Source organism: Bacillus sp. OV166 (assembly GCF_900177675.1).
Taxonomy (GTDB): domain Bacteria; phylum Bacillota; class Bacilli; order Bacillales; family Cytobacillaceae; genus Neobacillus.
The window spans coordinates 5,520,926-5,535,160 of sequence record NZ_FXWM01000001.1; the positions used below are offsets into that span (position 1 = coordinate 5,520,926).

The following is a 14,235-nucleotide window of genomic DNA, read 5'->3' on the forward strand; positions in this document are numbered from 1 at the left end:
TCAAAAAAAGAAAAAAATACCCTTGTATCAAACACGAAAAGGGAGGAATTAAGATGGACAATAAGAATCAGAAAGCTAATCCAAACAAAGAATTGGCAGGTAGTTTCTATCATCCAAGTTATTATCAAGAATCGGATGACCTTTCTGCCGGGCTTGCCACTACACATGAGCAAGCTAGTGACACGTATACTGAAGGTGAAATTGGTGCTGTGATTGATGATGTAAATGGAAAGGATATCCCCATTCCACAAAAAGGCTATGATAAACAATAAAATTAGAGAAAACAGCTCTCACTTGAAAGCTGTTTTCTTTTTTTTATCCATCATTTATCATCATGATCAACGTAAGGGTCGTGTTCAAATGCAGGTAAATCCCCAAAGCTTGTCATGATCCCTTCCTCATCAAGGGCATCTTCGTATTTTTCATGCTGAGGGTTTGGATAAACCTTGATTTCATTTCCATACATGTCATTTCCCACAAAATTTTCATAGTCCTCAACATAGCCAATATTTTCGTCTGCTTCAGAATAGATATCACTATAACTATCCTGTGGGAAGGCTAAATCGGATGGAGTTTCGGATGTGCCCCATGCTGCAACCGTCTGCCAAGAATCTTCGGCATCATATGCAACATTTTCGTCCTTTTCATCCATATCAAACTTACCAAATGGCGGCATCAAAACGCCTTCTTCAACAGGTCGTTTGTGTGAGGTAACCTGATCAGGGCTGTGCTCGATACAATAGGTTGTATTGGGCAAGGCCTCTAAACGTTCTAACGGTATTTCCTTTCCGCATACCTCACAGTTTCCATAGGTTCCATTTTCCATCGCATCTAATGCATGATTTATATTTCTTAGTTCAAATTGATAATGTTCATTTAAAGCAATATCTTTCTCCCGTTCATATAATTCGGTTCCTTCATCGGCTGGATGGTTATCAATGCTGGATAACTCCCCCATTGACTCATGAAAATGACCTCTTTCTAAACCAAAATGATCATTTTGTTCTAAATGCCCTTCCACTTCACTCTTTTCCTGTAACAACTGTAACCGTAACTCAGCTAGCTGCTGTGTCGATAACATGTGATAAACCCCTTTCAATGAAAAGCGCAATTATTTATTACTTGATCTATTTCACCATTTATTGTTTTTATTTTTTTCGTTCTCCTTTATTTTCATTTTTTTCGGGGTTGATTATGTAATGAAAATTTAATTCCATCAAAAACCTAACTAATACATCGATTATTAACTGAATAAGAAATGAACAGGCGAGTATCTTAAGAAATATCAAATAGGAGAAATGAGGAGATTATGTGGTTAATGAAAACTTTGATAAATTCAGACAAGAACAAAAGGAACATCAAGCAGTATATTTAGGCGGTAACAAAACGCAAAAGCCCGGCCTTAATGATCCAGAATATAATAATCAAGATAATACCGACAAATCGCCAGGAGCAACCGGACGTGATATTTAGTTAAAAGGAGAATTTCAATGAGTAAATCTAAAGCCGGTGCGGGCGAAAAAAACGATATGAAATGGTGGCAGCTTTCTTTATTTGGAGTGGGTTGTACAATTGGGACAGGTTTTTTCCTTGGCTCTGGTTTAGCAATTAAGATGACTGGCCCCTCTATTTTAGTTGCCTTTTTCATTGCTGCACTTGGTACTTATTTTGTCTATGATGCTTTGTCAAAGATGACCTCCAAAGAGCCACTACAAGGCGGCTTCAGGTCGTATGCGAAGAAAGCCTATGGAAGATGGGCAGGATTTAGCAGCGGCTGGGTTTACTGGTCCTCAGAGGTGCTAATTATGGGAAGCCAAATGACGGCCCTCTCCATTTTTTCTCGTTTTTGGCTTCCAAAAATACCTTTATGGATTTTCGCCACAATCTATGCTGTTCTAGGATTAGCCGTTATATTAATCGGGGTAAAAGTTTTAAACAAGCTCGAAAATATTCTTGCCATCTTAAAAATCTCAGCAATACTTATGTTTATCGTTATAGCTTTGCTAGCAATTTTTGGGGTCATTAATGGAGATCGCCCGATTCAGTACCCGAATAGTAGAAGCGAAATCATTCCACATGGCTTTAAAGGATTGTGGTCAGCTGTAATATTTGCTTTCTATGCCTTCGGGGGAATAGAAATCTTAGGTTTAATGGCGACAAATTTAAAAGATCCAAAAGAGGCTCCAAAAGCAGGAAAAGTGATGTTGTTTACGCTGATGGTTATTTATGTTATTTCGATCGGCCTAGCGGTCATTATCGTTTCATGGAATCAATTTAATACAAAGGAAAGTACATTTGTGGTTGCCTTAGATGCTTACCATCTAACTTTTGTTCCGCATTTATTTAATGCTGCATTAATTATAGCAGGGTTTTCGACAATGACAGCATCTCTTTATGGCGTTACAAGCGTTCTTGTTACCCTTGGAGAAGAAGGCGATGCACCTGCAAGTTTTTCAACACAGGGAAAATTAAAGGTTCCCCTCCCTGCCCTGCTAGTTACAATGCTTGGAATTACTGCTTCGATTGTATCCGCGCTGGTACTGCCAGATCAAATTTATGAGTGGGTGACAACAGGAGCAGCATTGATGCTACTTTATAATTGGCTCTTTATCCTTGCATCCTCAAGAAAAATCTTAGAGTTAAAGCTGAAGGAAAAAATAATGTATTCAATTGGTGCTCTATTTATTTTAATTGCTGTCAGTGGAACACTTTTTCACAAAACAAGCAGGCCCGGCTTTTTTATTAGTTTAGCCTTTCTTGTGATTATTGGAGCAATTACCTTAATCATGTCGTTCAAATGGAAAAAGTCTAAGAAAAAAGTACTGAACCCTTGGCCAACCGCATAAAAAATCCAGCAAGTTTTTTCGTTGGATTTTTTTGTTATCCAAGTAAAATATTAAAAGCTTGCATGCCAAAATAAATCCCAAAGCCAATCAATGAAAGACCAGATAGGCAGGAAATGACTACAAGTAAATGGGCTGTTAAAAATTGTCTGAAGCTGCTAGCGACACTGGCCATCGCAATATCCCAGATTAAGAGTCCAATAAAAATTGCACTGCTATAAATCACTAATTGACCAGTATTATAGGTCGCAGCAGTTTTGGCAAGTACAGACCCATAAATACCTAACCAAAAAAGAATGGTTAACGGATTGGATATCGACATTAAGAACCCAGAAAAAAAAGATTTGATCAGCGGTTCCTTCCCTCGGGAATGCTCTAAATTTATCTTGCCTGCATTCATAAAGGTTTCTATGCCTGTATACATCAGTACAAAACAACCAAAAAACCAGAGAAAGGTTTGCATAAATGCAGTCTCAAGAAATTGGACAACTCCTATGTAAACAACAAACATATATATGCCATCTGCGACAACTGCCCCTACTCCAATAAGCCACGAGTTCATAAAACCGTTTCTTATGCCTCTGTCTATTTGCGCGGCATTAATCGGTCCAATAGGAGCCGCTAGTGACAATCCTAAAAGTATGTAGCTCAAAAATACATTCATCCATATCTCTCCCCTAATAAATGAGTAGAAGCTTGTCTATCCATTTTTATTCAGAGAAATAGGTTTGTACGACAAAAAAATAAAATGAGCTTACTAATACTTCAGGAAAACTATCACGCTGTTTTTAGATTTTTGAAGACAAAATACTTTTGTCCAAGATAATTGGCTATTGTATACAAAGTACTGCCTAATAGAACGGAAACACCTTCCTTAATAGACGTGCTAAGAAGAACAAATTGACTTCCCAGCTCGACCAATTTCTCACTACAGAAATAGGCGGAAAAATAACAAATAAAAAGAAGCGCGAAAAACCTGGGCAGACCTCTATAGAAGGAAACATTACTTTTAAACGTAAAAGTCCGATTTAATAAAAAGCTTACACATGCCCCGATCGCATTTCCTGCAAACGTGGATGTCCAGTAGGAAGAGCCCACAACGTTAAGAAGAAAGAACATAAAAGTCAAACCAATAATTGTATTTACAATGCCTACAAGGAGAAATCGAACAAGTGAGTTAGTTGTTGGTTTCAGATATTTGTCTAAGGTCAAGATTATAAAACTCATCCTCTACTGTTGGATTAAGCAAATGGTGCCTTGGTTTTGCCAGATTAAATGAATCGATATCAACAATATACTTTGGACGCTGTTTTGATTCTTTATAGATTTTCCCAACATACTCGCCTATTAATCCCATCGCAATTAACTGCAAGCCGCCAATAAGCCAAATCGAAGTAATCAGTGACGTCCAGCCCGTCTCGGTATTCCCAAAAAACTTTAGCGTTAAAAAATAGACTCCAAAGAATAGACTCAAGAAAAAAGAAACCAATCCGAGGATTAACACAAAGCGAATCGGTGAAACAGAGAAGGAGGTAATTCCGTCAAAAGCAAAGGCGAGCATCTTTTTTAAAGGATACTTTGTTTCACCCGCTTGTCTCTCTAGCCTGTCATAATAAACTACATCCGTGCGAAAGCCGAGAAGAGGAACAATCCCTCGTAAAAATAAATTGACTTCGCTAAATCGTTCTAATTCTTGCACCGCTCTTTTACTCATTAATCGGAAATCGGCATGATTATAAACGAGGTCAACTCCCATCTTTTCCATGACCTTATAAAATCCTTGGGCAGTACTTCGTTTGAAGAGAGTATCCGTGTCCCGCCCTTTTCGAACACCGTAAACAATTTCACACCCTTCATGAAATTTCAGGACAAACTCACGGATTACATTTATATCATCCTGTAAATCTGCATCAATGGATACAACGCAATCAGAAAGATCCTTTGCTGTAAATAAACCAGCAAGTAATGCATTTTGGTGACCTACATTTCTGGATAATTTTAAGCCCCGTACAAATTCATTTCTTAATCCCTCTTTATAAATCAATTCCCATGTTCGATCCTGACTTCCATCATCAACAAACAAGATTTTGCTTTGTTTAGAAACAAGCTTATCGTTAATCAGCTCTTTCACCAATTGCTGAAGCTCAGCAATGGTCAAAGGTAAAACCTCCTCCTCGTTATAGCAAGGCACAACAATTGTAAGAACTGGTTCCATCATCTGTTTTAAACCCCCGCTGTCTACAAAGTCTTGTATAGATAAATTTTCCATGCTGATGTTTTCGATTCGAATACTTTCATTAGCAATAATTGATTTTCCTTCGCGTTATCGATAGGCAGCGCCGAAAAAATAAATCGGCCTCCCATTTTTTTAAAGACACCCGTATTCAGTTCTAAATGTTTCAAATGTCGTTTAGAATCTTTTTTGATCATATAATGTTTTCCAAGCTGTGCGGTAAAGATGTAACAACGGCCTCCCCATTTATCAAAATAGGTGCGAACCTTTTTATTTTTATCCAATTCCCTTTCAATTATTTTCCTAAACTGATGTTTATAGGTTAATGGATAAAAATTATTATAGGTATCCAGTGTGTAAAACCCGTTATATTGAGAGATGGCTGGGTGTATTCCTATACTGGCAACACGATATTCTTCCTTTGGAAGTGCGATATATTCCTCTATTTCATGGAACATTTCCTCAGCAAAAAATGCTTTGACAGTAGGCTTTTCCCGATAAATGATTTCATCATTAAATAGTCCCAAAAAGAGAAGTTGCAAGACGACATACCACTTAGCTGTTCTAGCCCAGCTCTTTCCTTGAAGCGAAAGGACTTTTAATGCAAGTGCAAAGCATGCATAAATCACCATCGGCCGTAAAAAGTGATAACGGGCGAAATTAAAAGTACACAAAAAATGGAATCGCTTGATTAGAGGCAGCCATCCTTCATAAAACCAAAAAGCATACCAAACCGATAACAAAATATTTAAGAAGAATAAGAAAACAAATAGTCTCTCCTGCTTCCAAAGCTTTTTCCTAAAGACAATCCAAATGGCAGTAAAGATTGCAGGTAAGATAAAAAGCGTATGAACCGTCATCACATGGGTGTGTCCGAGCAGATAATTTTTTATGGTAAGCCTAACCGATCTCCAAAAAGGCAAGATTGCATTCAAATACTCATCTCGACTATTCGGTTCATCAATTAATAGAAATGAAAAAATAAGCCGATATTCAACTAACATAAAAATAACTGTCATATAAATAATGGCTGCCAAAAAGCGAAGATTCCATCCCTTCCCTCTTAAACAATCAGTTAACCAAAAGAACCCCATGGCCGTTAAAAAAAAGAAAAATCCTAAAACAATGCTTGCATAAAATGGTAAGAGGGTGAGCACCAAATAATCCGTCCATGCTCCCTCACCGTTACGAATGTTAAGAAGTGCCCATAGTGCAAGCGGCATTCCCAATGTACTCAGCATCCCAGACGGCCAAAAAGGCGTCAAGGCAAAGGCAAGAGCGGTTCCAATTTGTAAAAACAGCCACTTCTCCCCAGGTAAAAAGTGTTTTTTTAAGAGCCAATACATGCCAAAAAAAGCTACGATTCTTGTTAGAGCTTGGCTTAAACCATAGGCGATCATTGTTGGGAAAAGTGCGTAAAGCCAGACAATGATACTGTATTCGGTCCCAAAGGCATTTCTAGATAATTTTCCATTGATGATTTGGGGTATCGTCGCATCAACAGGACCAAACATTTCTCCACTTCTCGCTAAAACCTTATACCATGCCAGGTTCGAATCAAGATTATCATGAACACGTATATGTGCATTTTCCTGGAGAATAAAAAGTGGAGAAAGATAGGCCGCTATAACAAGGAGAGCAATGATGATGAATCTTTGCTCTTTTTTGGTTTCAATAAGCACTCTTCTTCACCTCGTAGGTCAAAACTTAAAAAGGACAATTCCGTTTTAACGTTTGCCTATTGGGAAAATATTATTCCCATTTAACAAAAATAAACCTTCCGGGTTTACCGGAAGGTTTTATATTGTGGACATGAATTAATGTTCTCGAAAATTATAATAGACATTTAATAGAGAATCGAGTTTCTGGCTGCATTGTACTACATTTGGATTAGAATAACCGTAAAGATGCGCTAATTCAACCATTTCTGACCTTGTTTTTTCAATTTTTGATAGTAGCGTATTCAAACCAATCCCCATGTAACTCAACCCTCTTTCTATGTTGTAACTATATTAATGTTAATAACCATAATTTATAAGTTTTAAGCATTAAATACAAGTAGATTAGAGAAAAATATTCGTATCTTTTGTGAACATTGACCTATTTTTAAAATTATCAAGTAGTCCTATTAGATCGATTCTTTTTCGTCAATAATAGGAATAACTGTTTCAGCAACAAATCTAAGTGATGGAGCTAGATCACGAGAAAAGAGGTGACATTCGTGCCGAACAGAGTATATATCAGTTTCTTGCGTTTACCGCTCCTCGTTCGAATTCTATTAATTGCGTTGCTAGTGTTTCTCTCATTTGGAATATCCATTCATTTTTTAGAGCCTGATACGTTTCCCACCATTTTTGATGGCATTTGGTGGGCCATTATTACTGCATCAACAGTCGGGTATGGCGATTATGTACCACATTCCTTCTTAGGAAGACTAACAGCGTTAATTTTAATACTGTTAGGTGTTGGATTCGTTTCCTCCTATTTTGGAACATTGGCAGCCGCTGCCGTTACGAAACAAGATGCCTTTTCCGAAGGGAGAATTCCTTTTAAAGGCGAGGGCCATATCATCATTATCGGTTGGAATGAACGGTCGAAAGAGTTAATAAGTAAGCTTACCAACACGAAATACGCACAAATGATTGTTTTAATAGATGAAACACTTGAATCAAACCCAGTGAAATCACGGTTTGTCCACTTTATCCAAGGGAAAGGCCATGTCGATGAAACGATCATCAAAAGTGATATCAATCGAGCGGAGAAGGTGCTGATTACTGCTGACAGAGGAAACGATGAACTCCAAGCAGATATGAACAGTATTCTAACCTTACTAACGATAAAAGGGATATGTGCTCAAGTAAAATGTATCGTTGAAATATTAACGGCAGAGCAAGTGGTCAACGCCTATAGAGCTGGTGCCGACGAAGTCATACAATCCAATAAACTGACAAGTGTTTTTATGGTTAACAGCCTGCACTCAAATGGGAATGGACTCTTATCAAACATTGTTCATGAGTTACAGGAAAGTCGATTGTCTTCCTATCGAGCCGAGGAGCAGGAGATTGGAAAGCCCTTCAGCGATGTTTGCCATATCCTTTTAAAAAAGGGCTTCCTTCTGATTGGGATTCAAAGAGGGGATGAAACCTTGCTGAATCCATCCCACTCCTTGCCAATCGAAGAAAATGATCAACTGTTAATTTTTAAATAGCCTAATCAGCTAGGAGCAGCATTTCCAATTCCTGTACCAATGCTTTCCCCTCATCGATATATGCTTGAGGAAAGCTAGCATCCTTATCGACAGGCTCCTGAAACTGATTGATGGTTCCAGAAAAGGTGCCTGTTCCTGCTTCGTCATCCAGTTCCGCCTCAAATAGGTGCGACAATAGAAACGGTCTCCCTAGCTTAACTGTACAATTATTAGCATCAAGCTGCCCGTCGACCGCTTGAAAGGGCAAGCGCAAGAACTGATAGCCTTCTTCTTCACCACCATTAATTTTATAATCAAATGCACCATGATCATAATCCCAGTTCCCGCCAATCGTATAGCCGATTGGTTTTAACTTTTTTTCAAGCTTATACAAATCAAACTGCTTACCTTCCACCTTTGATGGTACCTCAATCATAAAAATTTACCCCCTAATTATCGATACAAATAGTTTCTCCAAATCAGGTAAATTTCAATAAAAAAAAGAGAACTGATTTATTTACTATCAGTTCTCTTTCTGGTTTATTATAATCGTTTTTCCAATTCTGCCTTTTTCTCTTCATATCCCGGTTTTCCTAGAAGGGCAAACATATTTACTTTATAGGCTTCTACCCCTGGCTGATCGAAAGGATTTACACCCAGTAAGTAGCCGCTCATCGCGCAGGCCTTTTCAAAGAAATAAACAAGGTAGCCTAATGTATACTCATCCATTGCTGGAATGTTAACAATTAAGTTCGGCACGCCGCCATCTGTGTGGGCAAGCATGGTCCCTTGAAATGCCTTATTATTAACAAAGTCAACCGTTTGACCAGCGAGGTAATTCAGCCCATCTAAGTCATTCTCGACAGCTTCAATTTTCAACTCGTGGCGCGGCTTGTCTACCTTAATAATGGTTTCAAATAAATCACGACGACCTTCTTGAACATATTGTCCAAGCGAGTGAAGATCCGTTGAAAAATTTGCTGAAGATGGATAAATACCTTTTTGGTCTTTCCCTTCACTTTCTCCAAATAACTGCTTCCACCACTCTGAAAAATACTGTAGTCCTGGCTCATAATTAATCAGCATTTCAATCGTCTTGCCTTTATTATACAGCACATTTCTAACGACAGCGTATTGGTAGGCGGCATTATCTTCGAGTTCAGAATGAGCATAGTCGGTTTGTGCTTGCGCGGCGCCCTCCATTATTTTTTCAAGGTTTGCCCCGCTTACTGCTATCGGAAGCAGTCCTACTGCTGTTAGGACAGAATAACGGCCGCCAATATCATCGGCGATTACAAATGTCTCGTAACCCTCTTCTGTTGCTAAAGTTTTTAGAGCACCTCTTGCTTTGTCCGTTGTCGCATAGATTCGTTTGCGTGCCTCATCTTGACCATATTTTTCTTCAAGAATCTTACGGAAAATCCGGAAAGCAATTGCTGGTTCGGTTGTGGTGCCCGATTTGGAAATAACATTAATAGAGAAGTCCTTTCCATCGAGGACGTCGATTAGATCTCTCATGTAAGTAGAACTGATATTATTACCAACAAATATTACTTGAGGTGTCTTTCGTTTTTCTTTTGACAATGCATTGTAAAAACTATGCTGGAGCATTTCGATCGCAGCTCTTGCTCCAAGGTATGAACCACCGATTCCAATGACAAGAAGTACATCAGAATCAGCTTTGATTTTTTCAGCTGATTTTTGTATGCGTGAAAACTCTTCCTTATCATAGTTGGTTGGGAGTTCAATCCACCCTAAAAAGTCACTTCCTGCGCCTGTTTGCTCATGTAGAGAATGATGAGCAACTTTTACAGCATCTCGTAAATATGTAAGTTCATGTTCTCCGAAAAAGCTTAATGCTTTTGAGTAATCAAAACGAACGTGTGTCATGCATGATCCTCCAGAAATTTATTTTTCACTAACCACTTTATCGAATGATGAGATGATTATCAAGGAAGGTCACTTCGTGTAAGCGCACCCAATTTCGACAAATTTCTTCACAATCGATATATTATAGTGATGCACGATAAATGGCTGTTACATCCTCACGGTTTAACCTAGTAAAGTTTCCAAATTCTCCGTTTTCCATCGCTCTGTCCGCCATTAACTCAAGCTTCGAATCGTCAATGTCATAATCGGCTAACCGTGAAGGTGCTTCGATACTATTCCAGAATTCACGTAACTTTTGAATGCCTTCAAGCCCTGCCTCTTCGGCACTCCTGCCTTCAGGATTAACCCCAAACACCCGAACAGCAAGCTGCTTAAAACGTTCCGGCTTCACCGCTAAATTATGGCGCATCCAGTGCGGGAATAGGATGGCAAGACCGCCGCCATGTGGGATATCATAGACTGCTGATACAGCGTGTTCAAGATTGTGAGTAGCCCAATCGCCGCGATATCCCATATTCAAGATGCCATTGAGTGCCATTGTACCGCAATAAAGGATCGTTGCCCGGTGTTGATAATTTTCTAGGTCTGAGAGCAATTTTGGCGCGGTTTCCATTACAGTAATAAGTAGTGATTCACACATGCGATCTTGAAAGTCTGTATTTTCTTCTAAGTGAAAATAGTGTTCAAGGACATGTGACATCATATCGACCATTCCATAAATCGTTTGATTTCTAGGAACCGTAAACGTATTAACTGGGTCTAATATTGAGAATTCAGGGTAAGTTACTGGACTTCCCCAGCCATATTTTTCATTTGTTTCCCAATTAGTAATGACGGAACCTGGATTCATTTCTGAGCCTGTTGCCGCAAGTGTCAAGACGGTTCCAAAAGGCAGTGCATCTACTGCAAACGCCTTTTTAATGACTATATCCCAGGCATCCCCATCATACTTCGCTCCCGCTGCAATTAGCTTTGTACAATCAATGACACTGCCGCCCCCAACTGCCAACAAGAATTCAATCCCTTCTTGTTTACAAATTTCTACCCCTTTTCGTGCGGTAGTTATCCGTGGATTCGGTTCCACTCCCGGGAGTTCAAAAACCTCAGCACCGATTTCAGATAATAGGCTAATAACATTTTCATACAAGCCACTTCGTTTGATACTGCCGCCGCCATAGATCAGCAAAACCTTTTTACCATAACGAGGTACTTCTGTTTTTAATTGTTCCAACTCACCTTTTCCAAAAATTAATTTGGTTGGATTCGAAAATATAAAATTTTCCAAAATAAAACACCATCCTTTACCTTTTTCATTATTAGTTATTATGGTTCAATTTGCAAAAAAAACTAGCTAAGATCTAGACAAAAAAAATCCTTGCATATTGAATAATGCAAGGATTTTTTTTATACCCATCCTCTAAACAGGGAGGCCTCCGCCATTTTTCTTACACCAACCATATATGCGGCTAATCGCATATTGACGTTGCTAGTTTGCGAAAGATGATAAATATCATGAAACGATTTGATAAGCTTGGAACGTAATTTAACTTCCACCTCATCTTCACTCCAATATAACCCCTGCTTATTTTGAACCCATTCAAAATAGGAGACTGTGACACCCCCTGCACCGGCCAAAACATCTGGAACGAGCAGAATCCCACGGTCTGTAAGAATATTCGTCGCCTCCAGCGTCGTCGGTCCATTAGCAGCTTCTACGACAATTCCTGCTTTGATGTTAGAGGCATTTTCAGCTGTAATCTGATTTGAAATCGCTGCAGGGACCAACACATCACATTCCTGCTCTAGTAATTCTTTGTTGGTGATTGTCCCCTCAAAAAGCGAAGTCACCGTACCAAAGCTGTCTCGGCGGTCCAAGAGATAATTAATATTTAGACCATCAGGGTTATAGAGGGCACCATACACATCGGATATTCCAACCACTATTGCTCCCGCATCATGCATAAATTTAGCGATATAGCTGCCAGCATTCCCAAATCCTTGGACAATCACTCGGGCTCCCTTTACCTTCATTCCGCGTTTTTTGGCCGCTTCTTCAATACAAATGGTTACTCCCTTTGCCCCAGCCTTTTCCCGCCCTTCAGAACCTCCAAGTACAAGTGGCTTGCCTGTAATAAAACCGGAAGAGCCAAATTGGCGAAGACGGCTGTATTCATCCATCATCCAAGCCATAATCTGAGAATTTGTATATATATCGGGTGCCGGAATATCCTTTGTAGGTCCGACAATTTGACTGATCGCACGCACATAACCTCTGCTTAATCGCTCAAGCTCACCGAATGACATCGTTCGGGGGTTACAAAGAATCGCTCCTTTTCCCCCGCCAAAAGGCAAGTCAGCAATTCCGCATTTTAAACTCATCCACATCGATAATGCCTTTACTTCATTAGCAGTCACTTGAGGATGAAAGCGGACACCACCCATAGTCGGTCCAACCGCATCATTATGCTGTGCCCTAAACCCGCTAAAAATTTTTGTAGAACCATCATCCATCCGAACAGGAATTCTGACATCGGACATTCTTAACGGTTCTTTTAATAATTCGTACATTTCTTGGTTATAGCCTATTTTTTTTAATGCATCATGAATAACAATCTGTGTTGATGTGAGTAGGTTCAATTTCTCTATATCCTTTTCATCTTCACTACTCGTTACATCATAAATCCCCATTTTGGCACCCCTAGTTAGTAGTCCATTATCCTAGAACGTTGTTAATCCTCTCTATCGCCCAATTCAATTCTTCTTTACTGATAACCAGCGGCGGCGCAAAACGAATCACCGTGTCATGTGTCTCCTTACACAGTAGACCTTGGTCCTTTAATTGTTCACAATATTTGCGGGCCGGTGCCGTTAGTTCAACACCAATAAATAAGCCGCGGCCTCGAACATCTTTGATTAACGGATTATTAATTTCTTTTAATTTACTGAGAAAATAATCACCAAGTTCAAGGGATTTTTCAGCAAGTCTTTCATCCATTAGCACATCAAGTGCAGCAATCGAAACCGCACATGCCATCGGATTTCCACCAAAGGTAGAACCGTGCGATCCTGGATTAAAAACACCCAAAATATCTTTATTAGCAACAACACACGAAATGGGGAATACGCCGCCGCCAAGTGCTTTACCGAGGATATACATGTCAGGCTCGATCCCTTCCCACTCGCATGCGAACATTTTACCTGTTCGGGCCAAACCTGCTTGAATTTCGTCAGCAATAAACAGAATTTTATTTTCCTTACATAAATCAAAGGCCGCCTTCATAAAGCCTTCCGGCGGAATGACAATCCCAGCTTCACCTTGAATGGGTTCAATTAAAAACGCTGCAGTATTCGGCGTAATCGCAGCTTTTAATGCCTCCAAATCACCATAAGGAATAAGTTTGATTCCTGGCAGCATTGGTCCAAATCCGCGTTTATATTCATCATCAGATGATAAGGAGACTGCCGTCATGGTCCTGCCGTGAAAGTTTCCAATACATGCAATAATTTCTGCTTGGTTCTCTGCCACACCTTTAACATCATAGCTCCAACGTCGCGCCGTTTTCACAGCCGTTTCGACTGCTTCCGCCCCTGTGTTCATTGGCAGCACCATTTCTTTATTCGTTAATTGACAAACTTTTTCATACCATGGGCCCAGCTGGTCATTATGAAAAGCACGCGAAGTTAACGTAACCTTATCTGCTTGATCCTTTAACGCTTGAATAATTCGTGGGTGACGATGCCCTTGGTTTACCGCAGAATAAGCACTAAGCATGTCCATATATTTATTGCCTTCAGGATCTTCTACCCAAACACCCTCTGCACGAGTGATGACAATTGGCAATGGATGATAGTTATTCGCACCGTATTTCTCCGTTTTTGCGATTAATTCATTCGAATTAACGTTTGTTGTCATAATGAAATTTCCTCCATTTCAAAGCTGGGATATGTATATATAGTTCTATTGTAGCCGAGCTTGAAAAAAGAATGAACACTTCATCAAAACTTTTATTTATGAAAAAGGCTATATTTTTGTATAATTTGCGCGCATAAAAAAAAAGGCCTAGTCCACTGCTAAAATCATA

The 14,235-nt window shown here is 39.4% G+C and carries 15 protein-coding genes; 4 read left to right on the plus strand and 11 right to left on the minus strand.

Going from position 1 to position 14,235, the window contains the following annotated elements:
- The first annotated feature begins 53 nt into the window (after positions 1-53).
- Positions 54-272, plus strand: coding sequence for a YozQ family protein (locus CCK98_RS27175; protein ID WP_088089441.1), 219 nt, complete (start codon positions 54-56; stop codon positions 270-272).
- Positions 273-322: 50 nt separating this feature from the next.
- Here the strand turns inward: CCK98_RS27175 and CCK98_RS27180 are convergent, their stop codons facing one another.
- A complete protein-coding gene (locus CCK98_RS27180; protein ID WP_088089442.1) occupies positions 323-1,081 on the minus strand; it encodes a yteA family sporulation protein in 759 nt (252 codons plus the stop codon).
- 230 nt (positions 1,082-1,311) lie between these two features.
- Here CCK98_RS27180 and CCK98_RS35660 point away from each other — a divergent pair, with 230 nt between their 5' ends.
- The gene (locus CCK98_RS35660; protein ID WP_179195943.1) at positions 1,312-1,473 is read left to right on the plus strand and encodes a hypothetical protein; all 162 of its coding nucleotides are present in this window, start codon (positions 1,312-1,314) and stop codon (positions 1,471-1,473) included.
- 17 nt (positions 1,474-1,490) lie between these two features.
- Positions 1,491-2,846 (plus strand): amino acid permease, encoded by a 1,356-nt coding sequence (locus CCK98_RS27185; RefSeq protein ID WP_088089443.1) that lies wholly within the window; start codon positions 1,491-1,493, stop codon positions 2,844-2,846.
- Positions 2,847-2,880: 34 nt separating this feature from the next.
- On the opposite strand, the gene CCK98_RS27190 is transcribed toward CCK98_RS27185, so the two are convergent.
- From CCK98_RS27190 to CCK98_RS27210, 5 genes are all read right to left on the minus strand, one after another.
- Positions 2,881-3,507 carry a LysE family transporter gene (locus CCK98_RS27190; RefSeq protein ID WP_088089444.1) on the minus strand — a complete coding sequence of 209 codons (627 nt, stop codon included), beginning with the start codon at positions 3,505-3,507 and terminating at the stop codon, positions 2,881-2,883.
- Positions 3,508-3,620: 113 nt separating this feature from the next.
- Entirely contained in the window at positions 3,621-4,070 is a 450-nt protein-coding gene (locus tag CCK98_RS27195; RefSeq protein ID WP_088089445.1) for a GtrA family protein, read from the minus strand.
- Positions 4,021-5,061 carry a glycosyltransferase family 2 protein gene (locus CCK98_RS27200; protein WP_088089446.1) on the minus strand — a complete coding sequence of 347 codons (1,041 nt, stop codon included), beginning with the start codon at positions 5,059-5,061 and terminating at the stop codon, positions 4,021-4,023. Before CCK98_RS27200 ends, CCK98_RS27195 begins: the two co-directional genes overlap by 50 nt.
- A gap of 20 nt (positions 5,062-5,081) precedes the next feature.
- Positions 5,082-6,758: a DUF6044 family protein gene (locus tag CCK98_RS27205; RefSeq protein ID WP_088089447.1), complete on the minus strand. Its 1,677-nt coding sequence runs from the start codon at positions 6,756-6,758 to the stop codon at positions 5,082-5,084.
- Positions 6,759-6,893: 135 nt separating this feature from the next.
- Positions 6,894-7,055: an aspartyl-phosphate phosphatase Spo0E family protein gene (locus CCK98_RS27210; protein ID WP_088089448.1), complete on the minus strand. Its 162-nt coding sequence runs from the start codon at positions 7,053-7,055 to the stop codon at positions 6,894-6,896.
- 242 nt (positions 7,056-7,297) lie between these two features.
- Here CCK98_RS27210 and CCK98_RS27215 point away from each other — a divergent pair, with 242 nt between their 5' ends.
- Positions 7,298-8,284: a TrkA family potassium uptake protein gene (locus tag CCK98_RS27215; RefSeq protein ID WP_088089449.1), complete on the plus strand. Its 987-nt coding sequence runs from the start codon at positions 7,298-7,300 to the stop codon at positions 8,282-8,284.
- A 1-nt stretch (position 8,285) separates the two neighbouring features.
- On the opposite strand, the gene CCK98_RS27220 is transcribed toward CCK98_RS27215, so the two are convergent.
- The 5 genes from CCK98_RS27220 to CCK98_RS27240 all read right to left on the minus strand — a co-directional run bounded on the left by CCK98_RS27220 (position 8,286) and on the right by CCK98_RS27240 (position 14,066).
- Positions 8,286-8,699 carry a YugN-like family protein gene (locus tag CCK98_RS27220; protein WP_088089450.1) on the minus strand — a complete coding sequence of 138 codons (414 nt, stop codon included), beginning with the start codon at positions 8,697-8,699 and terminating at the stop codon, positions 8,286-8,288.
- A 107-nt stretch (positions 8,700-8,806) separates the two neighbouring features.
- Positions 8,807-10,153, minus strand: coding sequence for a glucose-6-phosphate isomerase (locus CCK98_RS27225; RefSeq protein WP_088089451.1), 1,347 nt, complete (start codon positions 10,151-10,153; stop codon positions 8,807-8,809).
- Positions 10,154-10,274: 121 nt separating this feature from the next.
- The gene (locus CCK98_RS27230) at positions 10,275-11,438 is read right to left on the minus strand and encodes an iron-containing alcohol dehydrogenase (RefSeq protein ID WP_088089452.1); all 1,164 of its coding nucleotides are present in this window, start codon (positions 11,436-11,438) and stop codon (positions 10,275-10,277) included.
- Positions 11,439-11,557: 119 nt separating this feature from the next.
- On the minus strand, positions 11,558-12,841 hold the full coding sequence (locus tag CCK98_RS27235) for a Glu/Leu/Phe/Val dehydrogenase (RefSeq protein ID WP_088089453.1): 1,284 nt from the start codon (positions 12,839-12,841) through the stop codon (positions 11,558-11,560).
- Positions 12,842-12,866: 25 nt separating this feature from the next.
- Positions 12,867-14,066 carry an ornithine--oxo-acid transaminase gene (locus CCK98_RS27240; RefSeq protein WP_088089454.1) on the minus strand — a complete coding sequence of 400 codons (1,200 nt, stop codon included), beginning with the start codon at positions 14,064-14,066 and terminating at the stop codon, positions 12,867-12,869.
- Positions 14,067-14,235: the final 169 nt, after the last annotated feature.

Bases quoted from the DNA above. Each gene is read 5' to 3' on its own strand.
- CCK98_RS27180 (WP_088089442.1), bottom strand. From the start codon at position 1,081: ATGTTATCGACACAGCAGCTAGCTGAGTTACGGTTACAGTTGTTACAG.
- CCK98_RS27235 (WP_088089453.1), bottom strand. From the start codon at position 12,841: ATGGGGATTTATGATGTAACGAGTAGTGAAGATGAAAAGGATATAGAG.
- CCK98_RS27210 (WP_088089448.1), bottom strand. From the start codon at position 7,055: ATGGGGATTGGTTTGAATACGCTACTATCAAAAATTGAAAAAACAAGG.
- CCK98_RS27220 (WP_088089450.1), bottom strand. From the start codon at position 8,699: ATGATTGAGGTACCATCAAAGGTGGAAGGTAAGCAGTTTGATTTGTAT.
- CCK98_RS27190 (WP_088089444.1), bottom strand. From the start codon at position 3,507: ATGAATGTATTTTTGAGCTACATACTTTTAGGATTGTCACTAGCGGCT.
- CCK98_RS27195 (WP_088089445.1), bottom strand. From the start codon at position 4,070: ATGAGTTTTATAATCTTGACCTTAGACAAATATCTGAAACCAACAACT.
- CCK98_RS27185 (WP_088089443.1), top strand. From the start codon at position 1,491: ATGAGTAAATCTAAAGCCGGTGCGGGCGAAAAAAACGATATGAAATGG.
- CCK98_RS27175 (WP_088089441.1), top strand. From the start codon at position 54: ATGGACAATAAGAATCAGAAAGCTAATCCAAACAAAGAATTGGCAGGT.
- CCK98_RS27200 (WP_088089446.1), bottom strand. From the start codon at position 5,061: ATGATGGAACCAGTTCTTACAATTGTTGTGCCTTGCTATAACGAGGAG.
- CCK98_RS27240 (WP_088089454.1), bottom strand. From the start codon at position 14,066: ATGACAACAAACGTTAATTCGAATGAATTAATCGCAAAAACGGAGAAA.
- CCK98_RS27225 (WP_088089451.1), bottom strand. From the start codon at position 10,153: ATGACACACGTTCGTTTTGATTACTCAAAAGCATTAAGCTTTTTCGGA.